Annotated in this window: 16 protein-coding genes; 6 read left to right on the forward strand and 10 right to left on the reverse strand. The window is 62.9% G+C overall.

Annotated features, from left to right (window positions below; all coding sequences use genetic code 11):
• Positions 1–29: 29 nt before the first annotated feature.
• The 10 genes from ACSQ26_RS19870 to ACSQ26_RS19915 all read right to left on the reverse strand — a co-directional run bounded on the left by ACSQ26_RS19870 (position 30) and on the right by ACSQ26_RS19915 (position 10,158).
• A complete protein-coding gene (locus ACSQ26_RS19870; RefSeq protein WP_436015366.1) occupies positions 30–764 on the reverse strand; it encodes an aspartate/glutamate racemase family protein in 735 nt (244 codons plus the stop codon).
• The gene (locus tag ACSQ26_RS19875) at positions 764–1,420 is read right to left on the reverse strand and encodes a flavin reductase family protein (protein WP_436011889.1); all 657 of its coding nucleotides are present in this window, start codon (positions 1,418–1,420) and stop codon (positions 764–766) included. Before ACSQ26_RS19875 ends, ACSQ26_RS19870 begins: the two co-directional genes overlap by 1 nt.
• A gap of 13 nt (positions 1,421–1,433) precedes the next feature.
• On the reverse strand, positions 1,434–2,591 hold the full coding sequence (locus tag ACSQ26_RS19880) for an amidohydrolase (RefSeq protein WP_436011891.1): 1,158 nt from the start codon (positions 2,589–2,591) through the stop codon (positions 1,434–1,436).
• Positions 2,592–2,642: 51 nt separating this feature from the next.
• A complete protein-coding gene (locus tag ACSQ26_RS19885; protein WP_436011893.1) occupies positions 2,643–3,692 on the reverse strand; it encodes an extracellular solute-binding protein in 1,050 nt (349 codons plus the stop codon).
• A gap of 16 nt (positions 3,693–3,708) precedes the next feature.
• Positions 3,709–4,482 (reverse strand): ABC transporter permease, encoded by a 774-nt coding sequence (locus tag ACSQ26_RS19890; RefSeq protein WP_436011895.1) that lies wholly within the window; start codon positions 4,480–4,482, stop codon positions 3,709–3,711.
• A complete protein-coding gene (locus tag ACSQ26_RS19895) occupies positions 4,479–5,360 on the reverse strand; it encodes an ABC transporter permease (protein WP_436011897.1) in 882 nt (293 codons plus the stop codon). The genes ACSQ26_RS19890 and ACSQ26_RS19895 overlap by 4 nt, the downstream gene beginning before the upstream one ends.
• Positions 5,357–6,424 carry an ABC transporter ATP-binding protein gene (locus ACSQ26_RS19900; protein ID WP_436011899.1) on the reverse strand — a complete coding sequence of 356 codons (1,068 nt, stop codon included), beginning with the start codon at positions 6,422–6,424 and terminating at the stop codon, positions 5,357–5,359. Before ACSQ26_RS19900 ends, ACSQ26_RS19895 begins: the two co-directional genes overlap by 4 nt.
• A 291-nt stretch (positions 6,425–6,715) precedes the next feature.
• Positions 6,716–7,432 carry a GntR family transcriptional regulator gene (locus tag ACSQ26_RS19905; RefSeq protein WP_436011901.1) on the reverse strand — a complete coding sequence of 239 codons (717 nt, stop codon included), beginning with the start codon at positions 7,430–7,432 and terminating at the stop codon, positions 6,716–6,718.
• Positions 7,433–7,573: 141 nt separating this feature from the next.
• A complete protein-coding gene (locus tag ACSQ26_RS19910) occupies positions 7,574–8,770 on the reverse strand; it encodes an amidohydrolase family protein (RefSeq protein WP_436011903.1) in 1,197 nt (398 codons plus the stop codon).
• Positions 8,771–8,790: 20 nt separating this feature from the next.
• A complete protein-coding gene (locus ACSQ26_RS19915) occupies positions 8,791–10,158 on the reverse strand; it encodes an amidohydrolase family protein (RefSeq protein ID WP_436011905.1) in 1,368 nt (455 codons plus the stop codon).
• Positions 10,159–10,319: 161 nt separating this feature from the next.
• Between ACSQ26_RS19915 and ACSQ26_RS19920 the strand changes: the two genes are divergently transcribed.
• The 6 genes from ACSQ26_RS19920 to ACSQ26_RS19945 all read left to right on the forward strand — a co-directional run bounded on the left by ACSQ26_RS19920 (position 10,320) and on the right by ACSQ26_RS19945 (position 18,119).
• Positions 10,320–11,891, forward strand: a complete 1,572-nt coding sequence (locus ACSQ26_RS19920; RefSeq protein ID WP_436011907.1) for an ABC transporter substrate-binding protein — start codon at positions 10,320–10,322, stop codon at positions 11,889–11,891.
• A gap of 136 nt (positions 11,892–12,027) precedes the next feature.
• A complete protein-coding gene (locus ACSQ26_RS19925; protein WP_436011909.1) occupies positions 12,028–12,993 on the forward strand; it encodes an ABC transporter permease in 966 nt (321 codons plus the stop codon).
• Positions 12,993–13,889 carry an ABC transporter permease gene (locus ACSQ26_RS19930; RefSeq protein WP_436011911.1) on the forward strand — a complete coding sequence of 299 codons (897 nt, stop codon included), beginning with the start codon at positions 12,993–12,995 and terminating at the stop codon, positions 13,887–13,889. The genes ACSQ26_RS19925 and ACSQ26_RS19930 overlap by 1 nt, the downstream gene beginning before the upstream one ends.
• Entirely contained in the window at positions 13,889–15,613 is a 1,725-nt protein-coding gene (locus ACSQ26_RS19935) for a dipeptide ABC transporter ATP-binding protein (RefSeq protein ID WP_436011913.1), read from the forward strand. The genes ACSQ26_RS19930 and ACSQ26_RS19935 overlap by 1 nt, the downstream gene beginning before the upstream one ends.
• Before the next feature lie 12 nt (positions 15,614–15,625).
• Positions 15,626–17,068, forward strand: coding sequence for an amidohydrolase family protein (locus ACSQ26_RS19940; protein ID WP_436011915.1), 1,443 nt, complete (start codon positions 15,626–15,628; stop codon positions 17,066–17,068).
• A 223-nt stretch (positions 17,069–17,291) separates the two neighbouring features.
• A complete protein-coding gene (locus tag ACSQ26_RS19945; RefSeq protein ID WP_436011917.1) occupies positions 17,292–18,119 on the forward strand; it encodes a phosphogluconate dehydrogenase C-terminal domain-containing protein in 828 nt (275 codons plus the stop codon).
• Positions 18,120–18,168: the final 49 nt, after the last annotated feature.

The following is an 18,168-nucleotide window of genomic DNA, read 5'->3' on the forward strand; positions in this document are numbered from 1 at the left end:
TCCTCAATGAGGTTTTGTAAAGGAAGGTATCAATGCGCGAGCGCAGGTGCAGCCGCCAGATCCGCCGACTTGTCACGCGGATAGGCGTAGGCGCCCGCCTTCGACGTGCGGAACCCGCCGCCCGCCATCGCCTCGGCGAGCTTCACCGCAGCCGTGACGCCGTCGATGACGGGCACGCCGATTTCCCGCGACAGCCATTCGCAGAGCTCCGCCATGCCGGCGCAACCCAGAACGATCGCATCGACGCCATCGTCGCGCAGCGCTGCCCGAGCCTCCGCCAACAGTTTCATCCGCGCAGTCGCCGCGTCGGCCTCAAGCGAAAGCACCGGCAAGTCCACTGCCCTCACCCGCCGGCAACGGCCACTGGCGCCGTAATGCGCGACGAGATCCTCGATGACGGGGACCGACCGGGGCAAGGTGGTGATGACGGAGAAGCGAGCGGCAATGGTGACGGCAACCTGCACCGCCGCCTGGCATATGCCGATGACCGGACCGGCCGCGACTTCGCGGGCGGCGGCAAGGCCCGGATCGTCGAAACAGGCAATCACGTGGGCGGAAGCACCGCGCGCCTCGGCCTCGCGGATCGCCGACAGCATGGACGGGACCGACATCGCCTCGTCGGAATAGCCTTCGATGGAGGCGGGCGTTCCCTTTGCGGTCACCGCATCGATTTCGGTACCGTCGGCCTTTGCGGCGCCTGCCGCGCGGGCGATCTGGTCGGTCATCGAGGTGGTGGAGTTGGGATTGATGACATGGATGCGGATCATCGGACGGCCCTTTCCGGCCTCGGCGTCACCTGCGGCGCTTCATAGGGTAGCAGCGCCTCGGGCTTGGTGAGCTCGAACTGCCGGTCGGAGGTGATGTAATTGTCGGCATGGAGCCGGGCGATCGGCTGGTAGGTCTCGGGATTGACGTAACGCCCCTGCGCATCGAGGCACCGGTCATGTACGTGCATCTGCACCACTTCGCCGATGACAAGAACACGCCTTTGATAGTCGATGATACGCTCCAGCCGGCATTCGAAACTGCAGGGGCTCTCGGCGATCCGGTCCACCTCGATCTGCTTGCCGGGAATGGGCGTCAGGCCGGCGAAAGCGATTTCGTCGATGTCAGGCGCGAAGTTGACGCTGCAGACGATCATCGCCTCGGCGATCGACATGTCGACCATGTTGACCACGAATTCGCCGGTGCGGCGGATATTGCCGACCGTGTCCTTCTCGTCGCCGTTGCCGCGGGCCTGAATGCCGAGCACCACCAGCGGCGGCTCATGCGAAAAGACGTTGAAGAAGCTCATCGGCGCGGCATTGTTGTGGCCCGCCGGCGAGCGCGTGCCGACGAGCGCAATCGGCCGCGGCCCGACGAAATTGGTGAGCAGCCGATACTTGTCCGGGCCGGAAATTGCAGTGAAGTCTATGTCCATGATTTCGTTCCGATTAGCCCGCCACAATAGCGCCGCGTCGCACGACGCGACGGCCGCCCGGCCGGCGGCAGAGGGCATCGCCGGCATTGATGGCCTCGATCATCACGAAGTCGGCACGGTTGCCGGGCTTCAAGCCGTAGTCCGCGAGGCCGATGGCGCGCGCCGCGGCGTCGGTCGCGCAGCCGATCGCGCGCCGGAAATCCTCGTCCGTGTTCCAGTCGAAGCGAAAGGCGGTGAGGAAGGCGCGCTCGAGCATGTCGCCATTGCCCAGGGGTGACCAGGAATCGCGGATGCCGTCCGAACCGCAGCATACGGTCACGCCCATCTGGGTAAGCGCCTCCACTGGCGGCACGGCGACATCTGCCGGCGCCGAGGTCATCAGGGATATACTGAGATCCGCAAGCCTGCGGCCGATCTTCTCGAGACGGGCGCCGGAAATCATGCCGAGGCAATAGGCGTGCGAAATCATCACCTTGCCCGCGAGACCCGATGCTTCCGTGTGGTCGGCTATCCGCTCGATCTGCCAGGCGCCGAGCTCGCCCTTGTCGTGCAGGTGGATGTCGATGCCGGCACCCTTCTCGACCGCGAGATCGAAGATGAAACGCAACTGCCCCTCGGGGTCGCCGTCAATGCCCGCCGGATCCAGTCCACCGACCGTTTCGACACCCATGTCCATCGCTTCACGGATGAGGTCCGCTGTGCCCGGACGGCAAAGGAGACCCTGCTGCGGAAAGGCCACGAATTGCAGGTCCATCCTGTCGCGCCAGTCATCGCGCAGCCGAAACATCGCCTCGACATGCGAGAGTCCGATGTCGGGTGCCACGTCGATATGCGACCGCACCGCCGTCGTGCCGTGGCGCAGCATCTCCGTGAGCAAGCGTGCGGCGCGCTCGTCCGGCGCCGTCTGGTTGGCGGACAGGACCTTGCGTTCGTTATCGATATAGTCGCGCAGCCTCGGTGACCGCTGGCCGGGCTGCCAGGCCTCGCCCCACAGCGTCTTGTCGAGATGCACGTGTGGTTCGACGAAAGCAGGCAGAACCAGCCGCCCACCGCAATCGATGGCGTCGGGACCGGTCACATCGGGGCCGATCTCCCGGATCTTGCCGTCGGCGCAGCTTATGCCGATGGTGTTTCCATCGATATCATACAGGTTCGAATAGGTCGTGATCATGCTTGCCTCTTGAGATAGGGGCGCGGCCCTTACGGACCGCGCCGTTGGCCGTCAGCCCTTCAGGCGGGTCCAGATCCGGTCACGCAGTTCGCGCGCCTTTGGGCTGCAATCCTGCGTCGGCACCAGGCGGTCGGAATATTCCGCCGGCATGTTGATCGCTTCCATATTGCGCCACTGCTCGTTCAAGAATTCGTCTGACTTGATGGCGTTGGCATAGGCGATCGCGTTCGACACCGCCGCAGCATTCTCCGGCGCCATCATCCAGTTGATGAAGATCTTGGCGTTCTCCGGATGCGGTGCGTTTGCCGGAACTGCGAAATTGTCGCGGAACATCGGCGTGCCTTCCTTCGGATAGAGGAAGCGGATCGAACTGCGCTGTGCCGTGGCGCGCGCGGTAGCGCCGTTCCAGACATGGTACATGGCGACCTCGCCCGAGGCCATGCGGTCGACGGTGCTGTCGGAACTGTAGAGTTTCAACTTGTCCTTCTGGTCCTGAAGCAGCTTGAGAATCTTTGCCGCATCGTCGTTGCTTTCGGTGCATTGCGGAATGCCGAGATAGAGCGAAGCCGCGAGAATCTCGTCGCTGGCCGTGTCGAGTGCCGCGACCTTGCCGACGAGATCGGCGCGCGGCTCGAAATATTCCTTCCAGCTCGCCTCCACCTTGCCGCCCTCGACCTGGGCGCTGTCATAGGCGAGGCCCGTCACGCCCCAGAGATAGGGTGCGGAGTATTCGTGCTTCGGGTCGAAATCCGGGTTCTTGAAGGCGTCCTTCATATGGACGTAGTTCGACATGGAATGGGTGTCGATCTTCTTGATGAGGCCGTCCTTGATGAGGCCGGGAATGACATAGTCGCTCGGGACGATGACGTCGTAGGATGTGCCGCCCGACTGCAGCTTGGCGAGCAGCGTATCATTGCTGTCGAAGCCGTCGAGGATGACCTTGATGCCGGTCTCGCTCTCGAATTTCTTCAGCAGATCGACCGGATAATAGTCCGTCCAATTATAGAAATAGAGTGTCTTCTCGGCCTCCTGCGCTGCGGCGGGCGAGGCGAGAAAGGCAACGGCGACCAGGGCGGCGCCGAAACAGGATTTCAGGGACATGCGGTACTCCTCCTTGTTAGCGGCGCAGACGGCCGAGAAAAAACGACAGTGAAACGAGCAGGACGGAAACCATCAGCATCACCGCCGAGATGGCATTGATCTCCGGCGTGATGCCGGCACGGATGGCCGAGAAGATGTAGACCGGCAGCGTCGTGGTGCCGGGGCCGGCGAGGAAGAACGAGGTCAGGAAGTCGTCGAGGCTGGTGACGAAGGCCAGCATGAACCCAGCCATCACGCCCGGCCACAGGAGCGGCATCGTCACGCGGCGGAAGGTGCGGAAGCGGTTGGCATAGAGATCCTGCGCCGCCTCTTCGTAAACCCCGCTGATGCCTTCGAGGCGGGCGCGGATCGGAAGGTAAGCAAAAGGGATGCAGAAGGCCGTGTGTGCCAGGATCATCGCCCCCATGCCGAGCTGGATGCCCAGCGACACGAACAGCAGGAGCGTCGCCACCGCCACGACGATCTCGGGCAGGATCAGCGGCATGTTGAGGATTGTCTCGGAGGCGCCGCGACCGAAGAATGAGCGCCGCGTGCCGAGCGCCGCCATCAGCGCGAGAAGCGTCGCGGCAGTCGCCGCCGAGACGGCGAGGATCAGGGAATTGGTCGCCGCCGACTGGATCGAGGGATTGACGACGATGCGGCCGTACCAGTCGAAAGAGGCATGGGTCCAGACCGTCGCCGTGCGGTTCGCATTGAAACTGTAGGCGATCAGCACGATGACCGGCACATAGAGATAAACCAGAACTGCGATCGAGATTTCGCGCGTCAGCGGAAAGCGCCTGGGGTTCATGCCGCCCTCCTGTTGCGCCAGAGCGCCATGCCGGTCATCGCGATCAACATGATTGCGAGCGGCACGACTGAGAGTGCTGCACCGAACGGCCAGTTGCGCGAGGCGCCGAACTGCATCTGGATGATGTTGCCCAGCATCAGCGTCCTGCCGCCTCCGAGCAGCGCCGGCGTCACGAAGGCACCAAGGCAGGGGATGAAGACCAGCAGGCAGCCGGCAACGATGCCTGACGTGGCGATCGGCAGCACCACGCGCCTCAGTGCCCGGCGGCGATTGGCACCGAGATCGTGCGCCGCCTCGACGAGCCGCCAGTCGAATTTCTCGAACACCGTGTAGATCGGCAGGATCATGAAGGGCAGGAAGGAATAGGTCAGGCCGATTGCAACGGCGATGTCGTTATAGAGCAGCTGCACCGGCCCGAAGGGTAGAACGGCATTGACGAACTGCGCGGTCCAGCCGTCCTCGCGCAGGATAATGAGCCAGGCGTAGTTGCGGACTAGAAGATTGGTCCAGAACGGAATGGTGATCACAAGCAGCATGATCTCGCGGCCGTTTCGCGACAGTCCCGCCATCCACAGGGCGACCGGCAGGCCAAGGACAAGGCAGAGGATCGTGGTGACCCCGGCCTGCGCGACCGAGCGAAGAAAGATCGTCAGATAGGTGGTGTTGACGATCATCGTGCCGTCGAAATCCTCCTCCCAGACGAGTCGGATGTAATTGGCGAGCGACGGTGCCGAACTCCAGTCGACACCGCTGGTTCCGCCCTTTTCGAGCAGCGATATCCAGGCCATCAGACCAAGCGGTGCGCCGATCAGCAGCAGGATGGCCGCCAACGCCGGCGAGAGCAGGAGAGAGGTTCTGAGAGCGGACGGACCGGTCATTGCTCCAGCACCCGCAACGCTTCCGCCGGCAGGGCCAGTCCGACCCGCTCGCCGTTGCCGCAGGCGAACCCCGACGATTCCAGCTGGCGCAACAGGAACGTGCTGCCATCGGGCAGGCCGAGCTTGTGAAGCATGGCCGTGCCCAGATAGGCCGAATGGACGATCGTGGCTTCCAGCGCGCCCTCGCCCGCTGGCACGAGACGCGCGCGTTCGGGCCTGATCGCCACGGTGACCCGGCCCGACTTGCAATGGGTCAGCGGCAGGACCGCGCCGGCATCGAGCCGCACGCCGCCGCCTGCCAGCGCCTCGCCTTCCATGAGATTGATGTCGCCGATGAAATCCGCGACGAAGCGGTGCGTCGGTGTCTCGTAGATCTCGCGCGGCGCGCCCATCTGCAGGATTCGGCCGGACTGCATGACCGCCACCCGGTCCGAAAGCGTCAGCGCCTCTTCCTGGTCATGCGTCACAAACAGGAAGGTGATGCCGGCCTCTTCCTGCAACTGCTTGAGCTCGATCTGCATCTCCTTGCGCAGCTTGAGATCGAGCGCGGAGAGAGGTTCGTCGAGCAGCAGCACGCGTGGTCGTGGCGCGAGCGCCCGGGCCAGCGCCACGCGCTGCTGTTGCCCGCCAGAGAGTTCCGCCGGACGACGGCCACCGAAGGCGCTCATCCGCACCATTTCCAGCACTTCGCCGACACGAGTGCGGATTGCCTCACGCGACTGGCGCTGTTCTTCCAGTGCGAAGGCCACGTTCTGCTCGACCGTCAGGTGCGGGAAAAGGGCGTAGCTCTGGAAGACCGTGTTGACCGGCCGGTGAAAGGGTGGCGCAGCCGTAACGTCCCGCCCCTCGATCGCGATCATGCCGGCATCCGATGTCTCGAAGCCCGCGATCAGGCGGAGCAGCGTGGTCTTGCCGCAGCCCGAAGGGCCGAGAAGCGTGAAGAACTCGCGCTTGCCGATATCGAGCGAGACATCGTCGAGCACGCGGATGACATAGATGCCCTTGCCGAAGCTCTTGCTGACATTCCGGATGGAAATCGTAGGCGAATTGGATGCGTCTACCATGCAGGCCCCTCGGCTCTTTCGCACAAGGTCCTACACGGCATACGATGTTGTCAAGATAGTGTATGCAATTTTATGCTATAGATGGACACAATATTTTGTAGGCTGTTCGCTGATAAATTGTGTCCCGCCTGAGTATCATGGCTCGTGTCCCGTGCGAGTTGCCGCGGTGAGGTTCGATGCGGGCATCGCAATGGATAATCATGCCCGCGCCGACGGCGCGTGCCCAATTCAGGTCTTGATGATGGCCGAGACGATGTGCGCCGATGCGCGAAGTGACTGGAACGAAGGGGCTTAGAGACCTTCCGCCCTGGCATAGGCAACCAGCAGATCGGGAAAATCCTTCTCCGGATTTCCCTTCAGCAATGCCCGCGTGGTGATGGCGTCGATATGCTCTTCCATCAGCGAGCAGGCCTTCTTGCGGTCGGAGTTGACAAGCGCCTGGATGATCTCGCGATGCTCCGAAACGGCGCAATCCGACGAATGCGGGCGGCCGTAGAGCGACAGGATCAGCGACGAGCGGGATACCAGCTCGGTCACATAGCGCGCCAGCACATCATTGTCAGTCAATTGCGCCAGCAGCACGTGAAACTCGCCCGCAAGCTGGATGGAGTTGGCGGAATTGTTGGCGCGGGCCGTGTCTTCAGCATCGACATGCGTCTCGAGCTGCTTGATCTGCTGCGGGGTAAGCTTGCCGGCAAGCGTATCGACGACCAGAGCCTCGAGTGACTGGCGCACGGCGAAAATGTCGCGCCCGTCCTGAAGACTGGGCTGGGCCACGCAGGCGCCCTTGTGCGGACGCTGCTCGATCAGGCCCTCGCCATTCAGCCGCGCCAGGGCCTGCCGCACGATGGTGCGGCTGACGCCCAGCCGCTCGCCGATCGAGTCCTCCGGCAGCTTGGTTCCCGCCGCCAGCGCCTGGTCTAGGATCGCGCGCTTCAGGGTACGGTATACCGCATCGGACTTGGAGGTCGTCGACTTTTCGCTTTTCTCACTGACCGGAGGTGTCATGATAGTCCTAATCTTAATTCCCTGATGGTGTAGCCTGCGGCTGAATACTACCAACGCGTTGTCTTCGGCGTAAAGTCAACCGCCAACGTCATTTGGCCCCCATGAATTGGATACAATGCACGCCGCGATCCGACCCGCCCCCTATTCGAAATTCGGCGGCTCGACGATAGATACGCCCCTATCGACGACCAACCGGCCGCGGCAGATCACCGTGCGCTGCCGTGGCGTGAGCGCTACCGCTTCCGCCAGCGTGCGTGCCGGCATGAGGACAACATTGCCCAGGCAACCCGGCGACAATCCGTAATCGGCCAGATCAATCCCCTCCGCGCCGCCAAAGGTGCATATCCGGACGGCTTCCTCCAGATCGGCATCATTGGTCCAGCCGTTACGCTGGGCGAGATATTTCGCCCGCTCCAGCATGTCGCCATTGCCCCACGGCTCCCAGGTGCCCTGAATCCCATCGGAGCCGGAGGCCACGACGACGCCGGCCTGCCGCATCATGCGCAACGGCAATGCCGGCGCGGAGGGACTGCCGACCGTCATTACAACGATCCTCTCCCGTGCAAGAGACTCGATCAACGAGGCCTGTCGTGGCCCATCCAGCATGCCGAGGCAATAGGCATGGCTCACCATCACGCGGCCCTGCATCGCATGCGCCCGCACCCGCTCGATGATCAGTTCGAGGCAGAATGCGCCGAGATCCCCGGGTTCATGCAGATGGATGTCGATCGGCTTGCCGTAGCGCTCGGCGAGGGAAAAGATCGCGTCGAGATGCCGGACAGGGTCACGGTCGATGGTGCCGGGATCGATGCCGCCGACGATATCGGCGCCGGCCTTCAGCGCCTCTTCCATGAGATCAAGCGTGCCCTCGCGGATCAGCATGCCGCTCTGCGGAAAGGCGACAATCTGCACGTCGACGAGATCGCGGAATGCCTCGCGCGTTGCGACGACGCCCTCGACATTGGCGATGCCGATCTCGGTATCCACATCTACATGGCTGCGGATATGCGTGACGCCATAGCGCAATGTCTGCGCGATCTGCCGGGCCGATTGCCGGCGGGCGTCGATGCCGAGTTCGCGCTTGGCCCGCCGGTCCGCCAGGATGCGGTCGTTGCGGGTCGGGCCGACCTCATTGCGGAACCAGTCCATCCCCACCATCGTCTTGTCGAGATGCGTGTGGGCCTCGACGAATCCCGGTAGCGCGATCTGCCCGGCCCCATCGATCTCCGTCACGGCGCCTTCGATCGGACCTTCGGAAAAGCGGCCATTGCGGATAAGCAGGTCGGTGAGTTCGCCACCTAGAGGCCTGACGTTGCGAACAAGAATATCTGCGGTCATATCAAAACTTTCCGATTTCCTCACGCAAGTTGCGCGCGCTCAGCCATCCGGTGAAAGGCCCGCTCCGCGCGGTCCAGAATGGCATCCTCATCCATGCCGACAAGCTGTCGTCCGCGCATCAGAATCCTGCCGCCGACGATGGTCGTATCGACATCCGCCCCGTTGGCAAAGCGCGTCAGCCGCTGCACCGGATGGACCGGCGGCCAGAGATGCGGCTGGCGCATGTTGACGAGGAGGATATCCGCTCGCTTGCCCGGCTCAAGAGAGCCGATCTCGTCTTCCATCGAGAGTGCCCTCGCCCCCTCGATCGTCGCCATTTCAAGGAGTTGCATAGGCGGCAGCACGGCATCGTCCCTGAAATGGCGCGCGTGATAGCGATGCGCCTGGAACAGGTTGCGGAACATGTCGAACGGCCGGTCGGGCGCCGCGGCATCGGTCCCCAGCGAAACCGTGACACCGGCCTCGATCAGTTCCGGCGCGGGGCAGCGGCCGGATACCGACATCAGCGCGCTCGGATTGTGCGCCACTTTCGCGCCGGTGCGCTTGAGCACGGCAATATCGGCTTCGGTCAGATCGATGCAATGCGCAAGCAGGGAGCGGCCGTCGAACAGATCGAGGCGCTCGGCATTGGCGGAGATGGAGCCGTCCCGGTGTCCGTCCTGAACGAGAAGCACGCCCTTTTGACGCGCGAGATCGCGCACCTGCCGGCAAATGGCATGGATCTGCTCATCATCGAGTTCCTTCGCGGTGAAGACAGGGAGCGACATCGCTATATGCAGCCGGTCATTCCGCCCCTGCCATCGGTCGATCAATGCCGCGCTGACGGAAAGCTGCGCCTCCGGAGAGATTTCAAATTCGGTATACGATCCCCGTCCGTACTTACGATAGACCCAGGGCGAGTCGCGGCGGTTCGGACCGACTGCCAGCACTTCGCGCAGACCCATATCGGCGATGACATCAAGATGCGCCTCAGCCGCCTCGGCATCGTCCGTGCGCATGATGTCAGGGCCGCCGCCGAACAACAGTGCTGATGTCGTCGTACCGCATTTGATGCGCTCGCAAGCCGACAGGCCCGCTTCCGCCGCCCAGAACTCCGAATCGGTCGCCTGTGCGTAGATGCGGCCGGTGACGTTCATCCACTGTTCGGAATCGTCGCCGAGCCCTTTGGTCAGCGTATGACCCGCATGGGCATGTGTGTCGGTCAGGCCGGGCATGACCACCATCCCGGAAGCATCGATGAACTCCGCATCCGCCGGTGCATCAATTGCCGCCTCGCCGACCGCTACGATTCGTCCTTCGCTGACAAGCACATGTCCCTTCTGGAACACGCGCCGCCCCGCATCCATGGTGACGACGACACCACCTTCGATCAACAAGGGTCTGGTCATCCCGCGCACTCCTCCTGGGAAACGTTTATAAGCGATTTCGCAGATACGAATGCAGAAGCGAAATCGCCGCTTGAAATTGTGTACCGTTTATGTATTTTCAATATCGCAAGGATAGTATCCTGTAAATTCAAAAATTTGTATACGTTAACTGGGAGAAGCGTGTGAACAACTATTTGAAGGCCCTCCTGACCGGGCTCGCCATCGTGGTGCCGCTATCGACACCGGCAATCGCTGAGACATTGCGCTGGTCGTCGGCCGGCGATGTGATCTCTTATGACCCGAACGCTCAGGTCGACAGCTTCACGCAGAGCGTGCAGCACATGGTGTTCGACCCGCTGGTTCGCCGCAACAAGGACCTGAAGCTCGAGCCCGCGCTCGCGACGTCCTGGGAAGTGATCGAGCCGACCCGCTGGCGCTTCAAGCTGCGCCAGGGCGTCAAGTTCCATGAAGGCCAGAGTTTCAATGCCGACGACGTGGTTGCCACCGTCCAGCGCCAGATCGATCCCGGCGCGCGCAACCGCGAAAACCTCTCCGCCGTTGTCGGCGTCGAGAAGGTCGATGACTATACTGTCGATTTGATCCTGCGCGGCGCCTATCCGCTGCTGCTCAACGACCTTGCGGCCATCTACATGATGAGCAAGCCCTGGATGGAAGCGCACGACGCGCTGAAGCCGGGTAACACGACGACCGGCGTCGTCACCTATGCCAGCAACCATGCCAATGGAACCGGCCCTTTCAAGCTGGTCACCTACGAGCCCGATTCCAAGTCGGTCTTCGCCGTCAATGAAGGTTGGTGGGACAAGCCGCAGCATAACCTGACGGAAGTCGAGTTCCGCCCGATCGCCTCGGATGCGACACGCGTCGCAGCACTTCTCTCCGGCGAGCTCGACATGATCGCGCCGGTGCCGCTGCAGGATATCGACCGCATCGATAATACCGAAGGGCTCAAGGTGGTGCAGAATCCATCGCTGCGCGAGATCTTCCTCGTCCCCAGCTTCCGGCCGGAACTCCACACCATGCCGGGCAAGCCCAATCCGCTGCTCGACGTCAAGGTGCGCCAGGCGCTGTGGCATGCGCTCGACATGAACACGATCCAGAAGCGCCTGATGCGCGGCAAATCGCGCGTATCCGGCATGCTGGTCGCCCCTGAAGTGACGGGCTATGACGCGTCGATCGACGTGCCGCTTGCCTATGACATCGACAAGGCCAAGGCACTGCTGACCGAGGCCGGCTACCCTGAAGGCTTCAAGGTCGGACTCGGCTGCTCCAACGACCGCTATATCGCCGACGAGCAGATCTGCCTGGCGATCGCGTCGATGTGGGCCAAGGTCGGCGTTGAGGTCGATCTCAGCACCGAGAGCAAGACGACCTATTTCCCGCGCACCGACAAGGGCGAGTTCGACATCTATCTGCTCGGCTGGGCTTCGCTTCCGCCAATGGATGGCTACAGCGTGCTCCAGGCGCTGCTCGCCACCAATGACGGCACGTTCGGCGGCAGCAACGCCAACGGCCTGTCCAATCCAGAGATCGACAAGCTTGCACGTTCCGCTGCGGTCGAACTCGATGAGCCCAAGCGTATCCAGATGCTGAAAGACGCCTTCCGCATCACCCACGATCAGGTGCTCTATCTGCCGCTGCATCAGCAGCCGGTGGCCTGGGCGATGAGCGACAAGGTCGAGATTCCGCAATTCGCCGATGAATATGTGCGGCCCTGGTTCGCACAGCTGAAATAGCACGGGTTTTCTCCCGAGACGCCCCCGGATGACGCAAGAAGTCCGGGGGTTCGCATTCAACCCAATGGGTGCCATCCGCACTGGATCGCACCGGCCCCGGCCCGGCCTCGCCGAGCGCTCTGGAAGGGATTGGCTGATGATCAGAATTCTGTCGGTGAGGTTGCTGCAGGCGATCCTCGTGATGATCGCGGTGACGGCAATCGCCTTCATCATGTTCCGCTTCGTCGGCGATCCAGTCGCCGCCATGGTGCGGGAAGGCGCTACGCAAGCGGAGAAGGATGCATTGCGCGCGACTCTCGGCCTCGACCGGCCGCTGGTCATGCAGTTCGTCGAGTTCTTCGGTCGCGTACTCCGAGGCGATCTCGGCACCAGCTACCGCTACCAGCAGCCGGTCGTCAGCCTGCTGCTGACCCGGTTGCCCGCGACGCTGGAACTCGTTTTCGTCGCCACCATCATAGCGCTGGCGGCGGGCATTCCGCTCGGCGTGCTCTGCGCGCTGAAGCCGAAGGCCGCCCTCTCGCGGCTGACGCAATCCCTGACACTCGTCGGCATTTCGATGCCGACGTTCGTGACCGGCCTGCTGCTGATCCTCGTCTTCGCGGTCAACCTGCGCTGGCTGCCTTCGTCGGGCCGCGGCGATCTGGTCGACCTCGGCGTCTGGCAGACCGGCTTCCTGACGCTCTCCGGCTTGAAGTCGCTGATCCTTCCATCGATCACGCTGGCACTTTTTCAGCTCACATTGATCATGCGCCTGGTGCGCTCGGAAATGATCGACGTGCTGTCCTCCGACTATATCCGCTTCGCTTTCGCGCGCGGCCTGCCGCGCCGCTACATCTATGGCCGGCTCGCATTGCGCAACGCGCTGATGCCCGTTGTCACCGTGACCGGCCTGCAGATCGGCCAGCTGGTCGCCTTCGCCATCGTCACCGAAACGGTGTTCCAGTGGCCGGGCATGGGCCTGCTGTTCACCAATGCGGTCGGCTATCCCGATGTCCCCGTTCTCTCGGCATATCTGTTGTTCGTCGGCTTCCTCTTCGTTGTGATCAACATGATCGTCGACATTCTCTACACCTTCATCGACCCCCGGCTGAGGACACAGTGATGACCACTAAAGCCCTGTTGCACCGGTTGCCTCCGGTTTCCGTGACCATTGCCGCCCTGATCCTCGCGGTCATGGTCGTGCTCGTCCTGCTCGCACCGTTCATCGCGCCGATCGATCCGCGAGACGTCTCGTCCTATTCGCTGATGGATATGGAGCTTCCGCCTGCCTTTATGGATGGCGGCGATCCCCGCTTCCTGCTCGGCACCGACAACCAGGGGCGCGACCTCGTCTCGGTCATCCTCTTCGGCCTCAGGATTTCCATCCTGATCGGCCTTGGCGCAGTGCTGTTTGCCGCAACCCTGGGCGTGATCCTGGGCCTGATTTCAGGTTATTTCGGCGGCGTGATCGACAGTATCGTCATGCGCATCGCCGATATCCTGGTGAGCTTTCCGACCATCCTTGTCGCGCTGCTGGTCAGCGGCATCGCCCGCGCCCAGCTCGGGACAGAGACGATGCTCGAATGGGCGCCGCTGATCCTGATCCTCGCCATCGCGATCAATGAATGGGTGCAATATGCGCGCACGGCGCGGGCTTCCAGCATGGTGGAAATCTCCCGCGATTACGTGCGCGCCGCCAAGGTGATCGGCCTGCCCTCGGGCCGCATCATGCTCAGGCACATCCTGCCCAATGTCATGAGTTCGGTGATGGTGATCGCCACGATCAACCTCGCGGGCGCCATCCTGACCGAGGCGACGCTGTCCTTCCTCGGTGCCGGCATGCCACCGACCTATCCGTCGCTCGGCACGCTCATCCGCATCGGCAACCAGTTCCTGTTCTCGGGCCTGTGGTGGATTGCTGTTATGCCCGCCGCCGTACTGGTCGTGCTCGTTCTCGCTGTCAACGTGATCGGCGATTACCTGCGCGACCGTTTCAACCCCAAACTGATGGCACGCTGATGAAAAGGATCCAACCTCCCGCTCTCGACATCAGGAACCTGCGCGTCGAGTATCCGCTCGCCAACGGCAAGACGCTTGTCGCGGTCGACAATATCGATCTCGTCATCCAGCCAGGCGAAATCCATGCCCTGGTCGGCGAATCCGGTGCGGGCAAGACCACGGTCGGCAATGCCCTGATGGGCTTGCTTCAGCATCCCGGCAGGATCGCCGGCGGCTCGATCACGATTGCCGGCAAGCCGATCGATGTCCGGACCGGACGCACGGAAGGCATCGTGCCCGGCCGCGATGTCGGCGCAATCTTCCAGGATCCGATGACCAGCCTCAACCCGCTGTTCACGGTGGAAAGCCAGGTTTGTGAAGGCATGCTCACGCATCTGAAGATCGGCCGGCGCGAAGCTCGACTTCGCGCGCTCGAGCTGATGAAGGCAGTGGGTATTCCGGAGCCCGAGCGCCGGCTGGGCAGCTATCCGCACCAGCTCTCCGGCGGTCAGCGGCAGCGCGTGGTGATCGCCACCGCACTTGCCTGCGATCCGCAACTGATCGTCGCCGACGAGCCGACCACGGCGCTCGACGTATCGGTGCAGGCCCAGATCCTGAAACTGATCCGCGAGCTCGCCGACAAGCGCCGCGTGGGCGTGCTGCTGGTGACGCACAATATGGGCGTGGTCGCTGAAATCGCCGACCGGGTCACCATCATGCAGAACGGCCTGGTGGTGGAAAGCGGCGCGACGCGCGACGTTCTGAGCGCGCCGAAAGCCCCCTATGCCCGTACGCTGATCGCGGCCGTCCCGCCGATCGAGGTCCGGCTCGACCGGCTGCCCGTTCCCAGTGAAGAGACCCCGGTGACTTTGGAGGCGCGTGCCGCCGTGCGTCGGACGAGCACGAAAAGCCACGCCGGCGGCACGGACGAGATCGTTCTCGATGTGCGCAACCTCAACGTCGAATATGGTCGAGGCTCGCTGATCCCGGGCCGCAAGGCATTCACCTTCAAGGCCGTCAAGGACGTCTCCTTCAATGTCCGGCGCGGCGAAATCTTCGGCCTTGTCGGTGAATCCGGCTGCGGCAAGACGACAGTCGCCAACACCATTGCCGGCCTCGTGACCAAGAGCGGCGGCGATGTGGATTTTCTCGGCGCGCCCCTGGGCAGCCGCCGCGACCGTTCGACCCGACAATCGCTGCAGATGGTGTTCCAGGATCCCTATTCGGCGCTCAACCCCCGCATGCGGATCAATGCCGCCATTTCCGAGCCGATCCTGTTCTATAAGCTCGCCGGCAACGCCGACGAGGCCCGGCAGGATGCGGCCACACTGCTCGAAGCGGTTGGTCTTCCCGCAGAGTCTGGTGCACGCTTCCCGCACGCGTTTTCCGGCGGTCAGCGCCAGCGGATTGCGATCGCCAGGGCACTCGGGCCGCGGCCTTCGCTGCTGATCTGCGACGAGCCGACATCAGCCCTCGACGTCTCGGTGCAAGCGCAACTACTCAATCTGCTCAAGGACCTGCGCGACCTCGCCGGGCTCTCCATGCTGTTCATCAGCCACGATCTCGCTGTCATACGCCAGATGTGCGACCGCGTGGCGGTGATGAAATCGGGCGAGATCGTCGAACTGGCGGAAACCGAAGCGCTGTTCCGGTCGCCGCAACATCCTTACACGCAGGAGCTCCTGCGCCTTGCGCCCTCGCTCGATCGCATCCTGTCGCGGGAGAAGATCGCCGTCGGGCAATGAAAGACTGAGGCAATGGCAGACATCATCATCAGGAACGGCACCGTGATCGCCATCGATCCGGAACGGCGGATCATCGCCGACGGTGCCGTGGCAATCACGGGCGACAGGATTGTCGCGGTCGGCCCGACCGAAGAGATCCTGCGTGATCATGACGCGCGCGAAATCATCGACGCGTCGGGCATGGCGATCATGCCGGGCCTTGTCGATAGCCACGCTCATGCCGGGCACGGACTGATCAAGACCATCGGCGGCGGGCGCGGCGACCTCTGGTACCAGGCTTGCCAGGGTGCTTATACGGTCGGTTCGACGCCGGAATTCTGGCATGCCGAGGCCCAGCTCGCAGCACTCGAGCGCCTGCGGTTCGGGGTGACAACCGGCGTTTCTCTCCTCGGCGGCGGCGATTCCATCATGCGCACGGACGATCCGGCCTACGGCGACGCGCATATGGAAGGCGTGCTCGGCATCGGTACCCGCTCGGTGGTGGCGGTGGGTACGACACGGCCGCCGCATCCCCTGACCTATGCCCGCTGGAACGGTTCACTGCGCACCGATTACCCGGTGACGTTCGAGCAGCAACTTGCGACATCGCTTGATCTCGCCGACCGCTGGCACCGCAGCCACGAAGACCGTTTGCATGTCGCGTTCCTGACGCCCACCGTGCACCAGCAGCATCTCGATGGTCCCGGCGGAGGGGATGCCATCGCCCACTCGCGAAAGGTCAAGCAGATCGCGGAGGAACGCGGCCTGATCTTCACCCAGGACGGCCACACCAAAGGCAGTGTTCGAATCGCCAGGGATATCGGCATTCTCGGGCCACGCACGCTGCTGTCGCATGCCACCGGCCTCACCGACGAAGAGATCTCGATCTGCGCCGAGACCGGCACAACCGTCGTCCACAATCCGAGCGCGGTCGCATCCATCCTCGCGCGTTGCCCGGTGACCGAACTGCTCGATGCGGGCGTGACGGTCGCGATCGGCTCGGATGCGACGGCGCCGGATCGTTCGGCCGACATGTTCCGCCACATGCAGCAATGCATGCATTACCACCGCACCTATTTCCACGATCCAAGCTGGCTTCCGCCGGGCAAGGCGCTGGAAATGTGCACCATCGACGGCGCCCGCGTACTCGGCCTTGAAGAGGAAATCGGTTCGCTGGAACCCGGCAAGAAGGCGGATATCATCTTGGTCGATCTGCGCCGGCCGCATCTTTATCCAGCGAACATGCCGGAGTTCCGGGTCACCTATTTCGCCAACGGCAACGATGTCCACACCGTTCTGGTCGGAGGCCGCGTGCTCTTGCGGAATCGCGAGCCGGTCCATGTCGATCAGGATGCGGTGCTCGATGCGGCGCAGCGGGAGACGGAGCTGATGATCGAGCGGCTCGGCATCCGCGATTCGCTCAGGACTCCTGATATGTTCTGGCGCAACAGCCGCGATACCAACCTGATCGAATAGGCCGGGCGCCTGGCATTTGACTTGTCCCTCAACTTCCATCCCAGCGTTGGCCGCCTTTCGTCCGGTATTCCAGCGGCCACGGCACCGCGCCATGTCGCCGTCTGAAGCCACATGAATACTCATTGACATATCATACCAGTTGACGATATCACGACTTCACAATAGACGTGGGCTTCGCTGCCAAGCGCCGGCGCATGAAATGCATAGACTTGTGGAGGAATGAATGACTTCAATCGCACTCTTCGGCGCCGGCGGCAAAATGGGTTGCCGGCTCGCCAAGAACCTTCAGGGTTCGCGATATGATGTGCGCCATGTCGAAGTCAGCGATGCCGGCAAGGCGCGGCTTCAGAACGAACTCGGCATTTCCACGGTCGATGCCGACAAGGCGCTCGATGGCGCCGACGTGGTAATTCTCGCCGTTCCCGACACCGCCATCGGCAAGGTGGCGGCGTCGATCAACGACAAGCTCAAGCCGGGCATGATGGTCGTGGCGCTCGATGCGGCTGCTCCCTTCGCAGGCCATTTCCCCGACCGGCCCGATCTCACTTATTTCGTGACTCACCCCTGCCATCCGCCGATCTTCAATGACGAGACCGACATGGCGGCGAAGAAGGACCATTTCGGCGGCGTCCATGCCAAGCAGCATATCGTCTCGGCGCTGATGCAGGGTCCGGAAGACGCCTACGCCGTTGGCGAGGAGATCGCCAAGGTGATCTGGGCGCCGGTGATGCGTTCGCATCGGGTGACCGTCGAGCAGATGGCGCTGCTGGAACCCGGCCTGTCTGAAACCGTCTGCGCCTCTCTCCTTGTCGTCATGCGTGAAGCCATGGACGAATGCGTGCGGCGGGGCGTGCCGAAGGAGGCCGCCCGCGACTTCCTGCTCGGCCATATGAACGTGCTCGGCGCCGTGATCTTCGAGGAAGTCCAGGGCGTGTTCTCGGATGCCTGCAACAAGGCCATCGAGTTCGGCAAGCCCGTGCTGATGAAGGACGACTGGAAGCGAGTCTTCGAACCGCAAGAAATCGCGGCCAGCATCCAGCGCATTACCTGATTTCACGGCGGCGTTGCCGCCATCCCGGGCTTTGGCCCGCACATTCGAG

The sequence above is a fragment of the Rhizobium sp. LjRoot254 genome, from assembly GCF_964254105.1.
Taxonomy (GTDB): domain Bacteria; phylum Pseudomonadota; class Alphaproteobacteria; order Rhizobiales; family Rhizobiaceae; genus Rhizobium_E.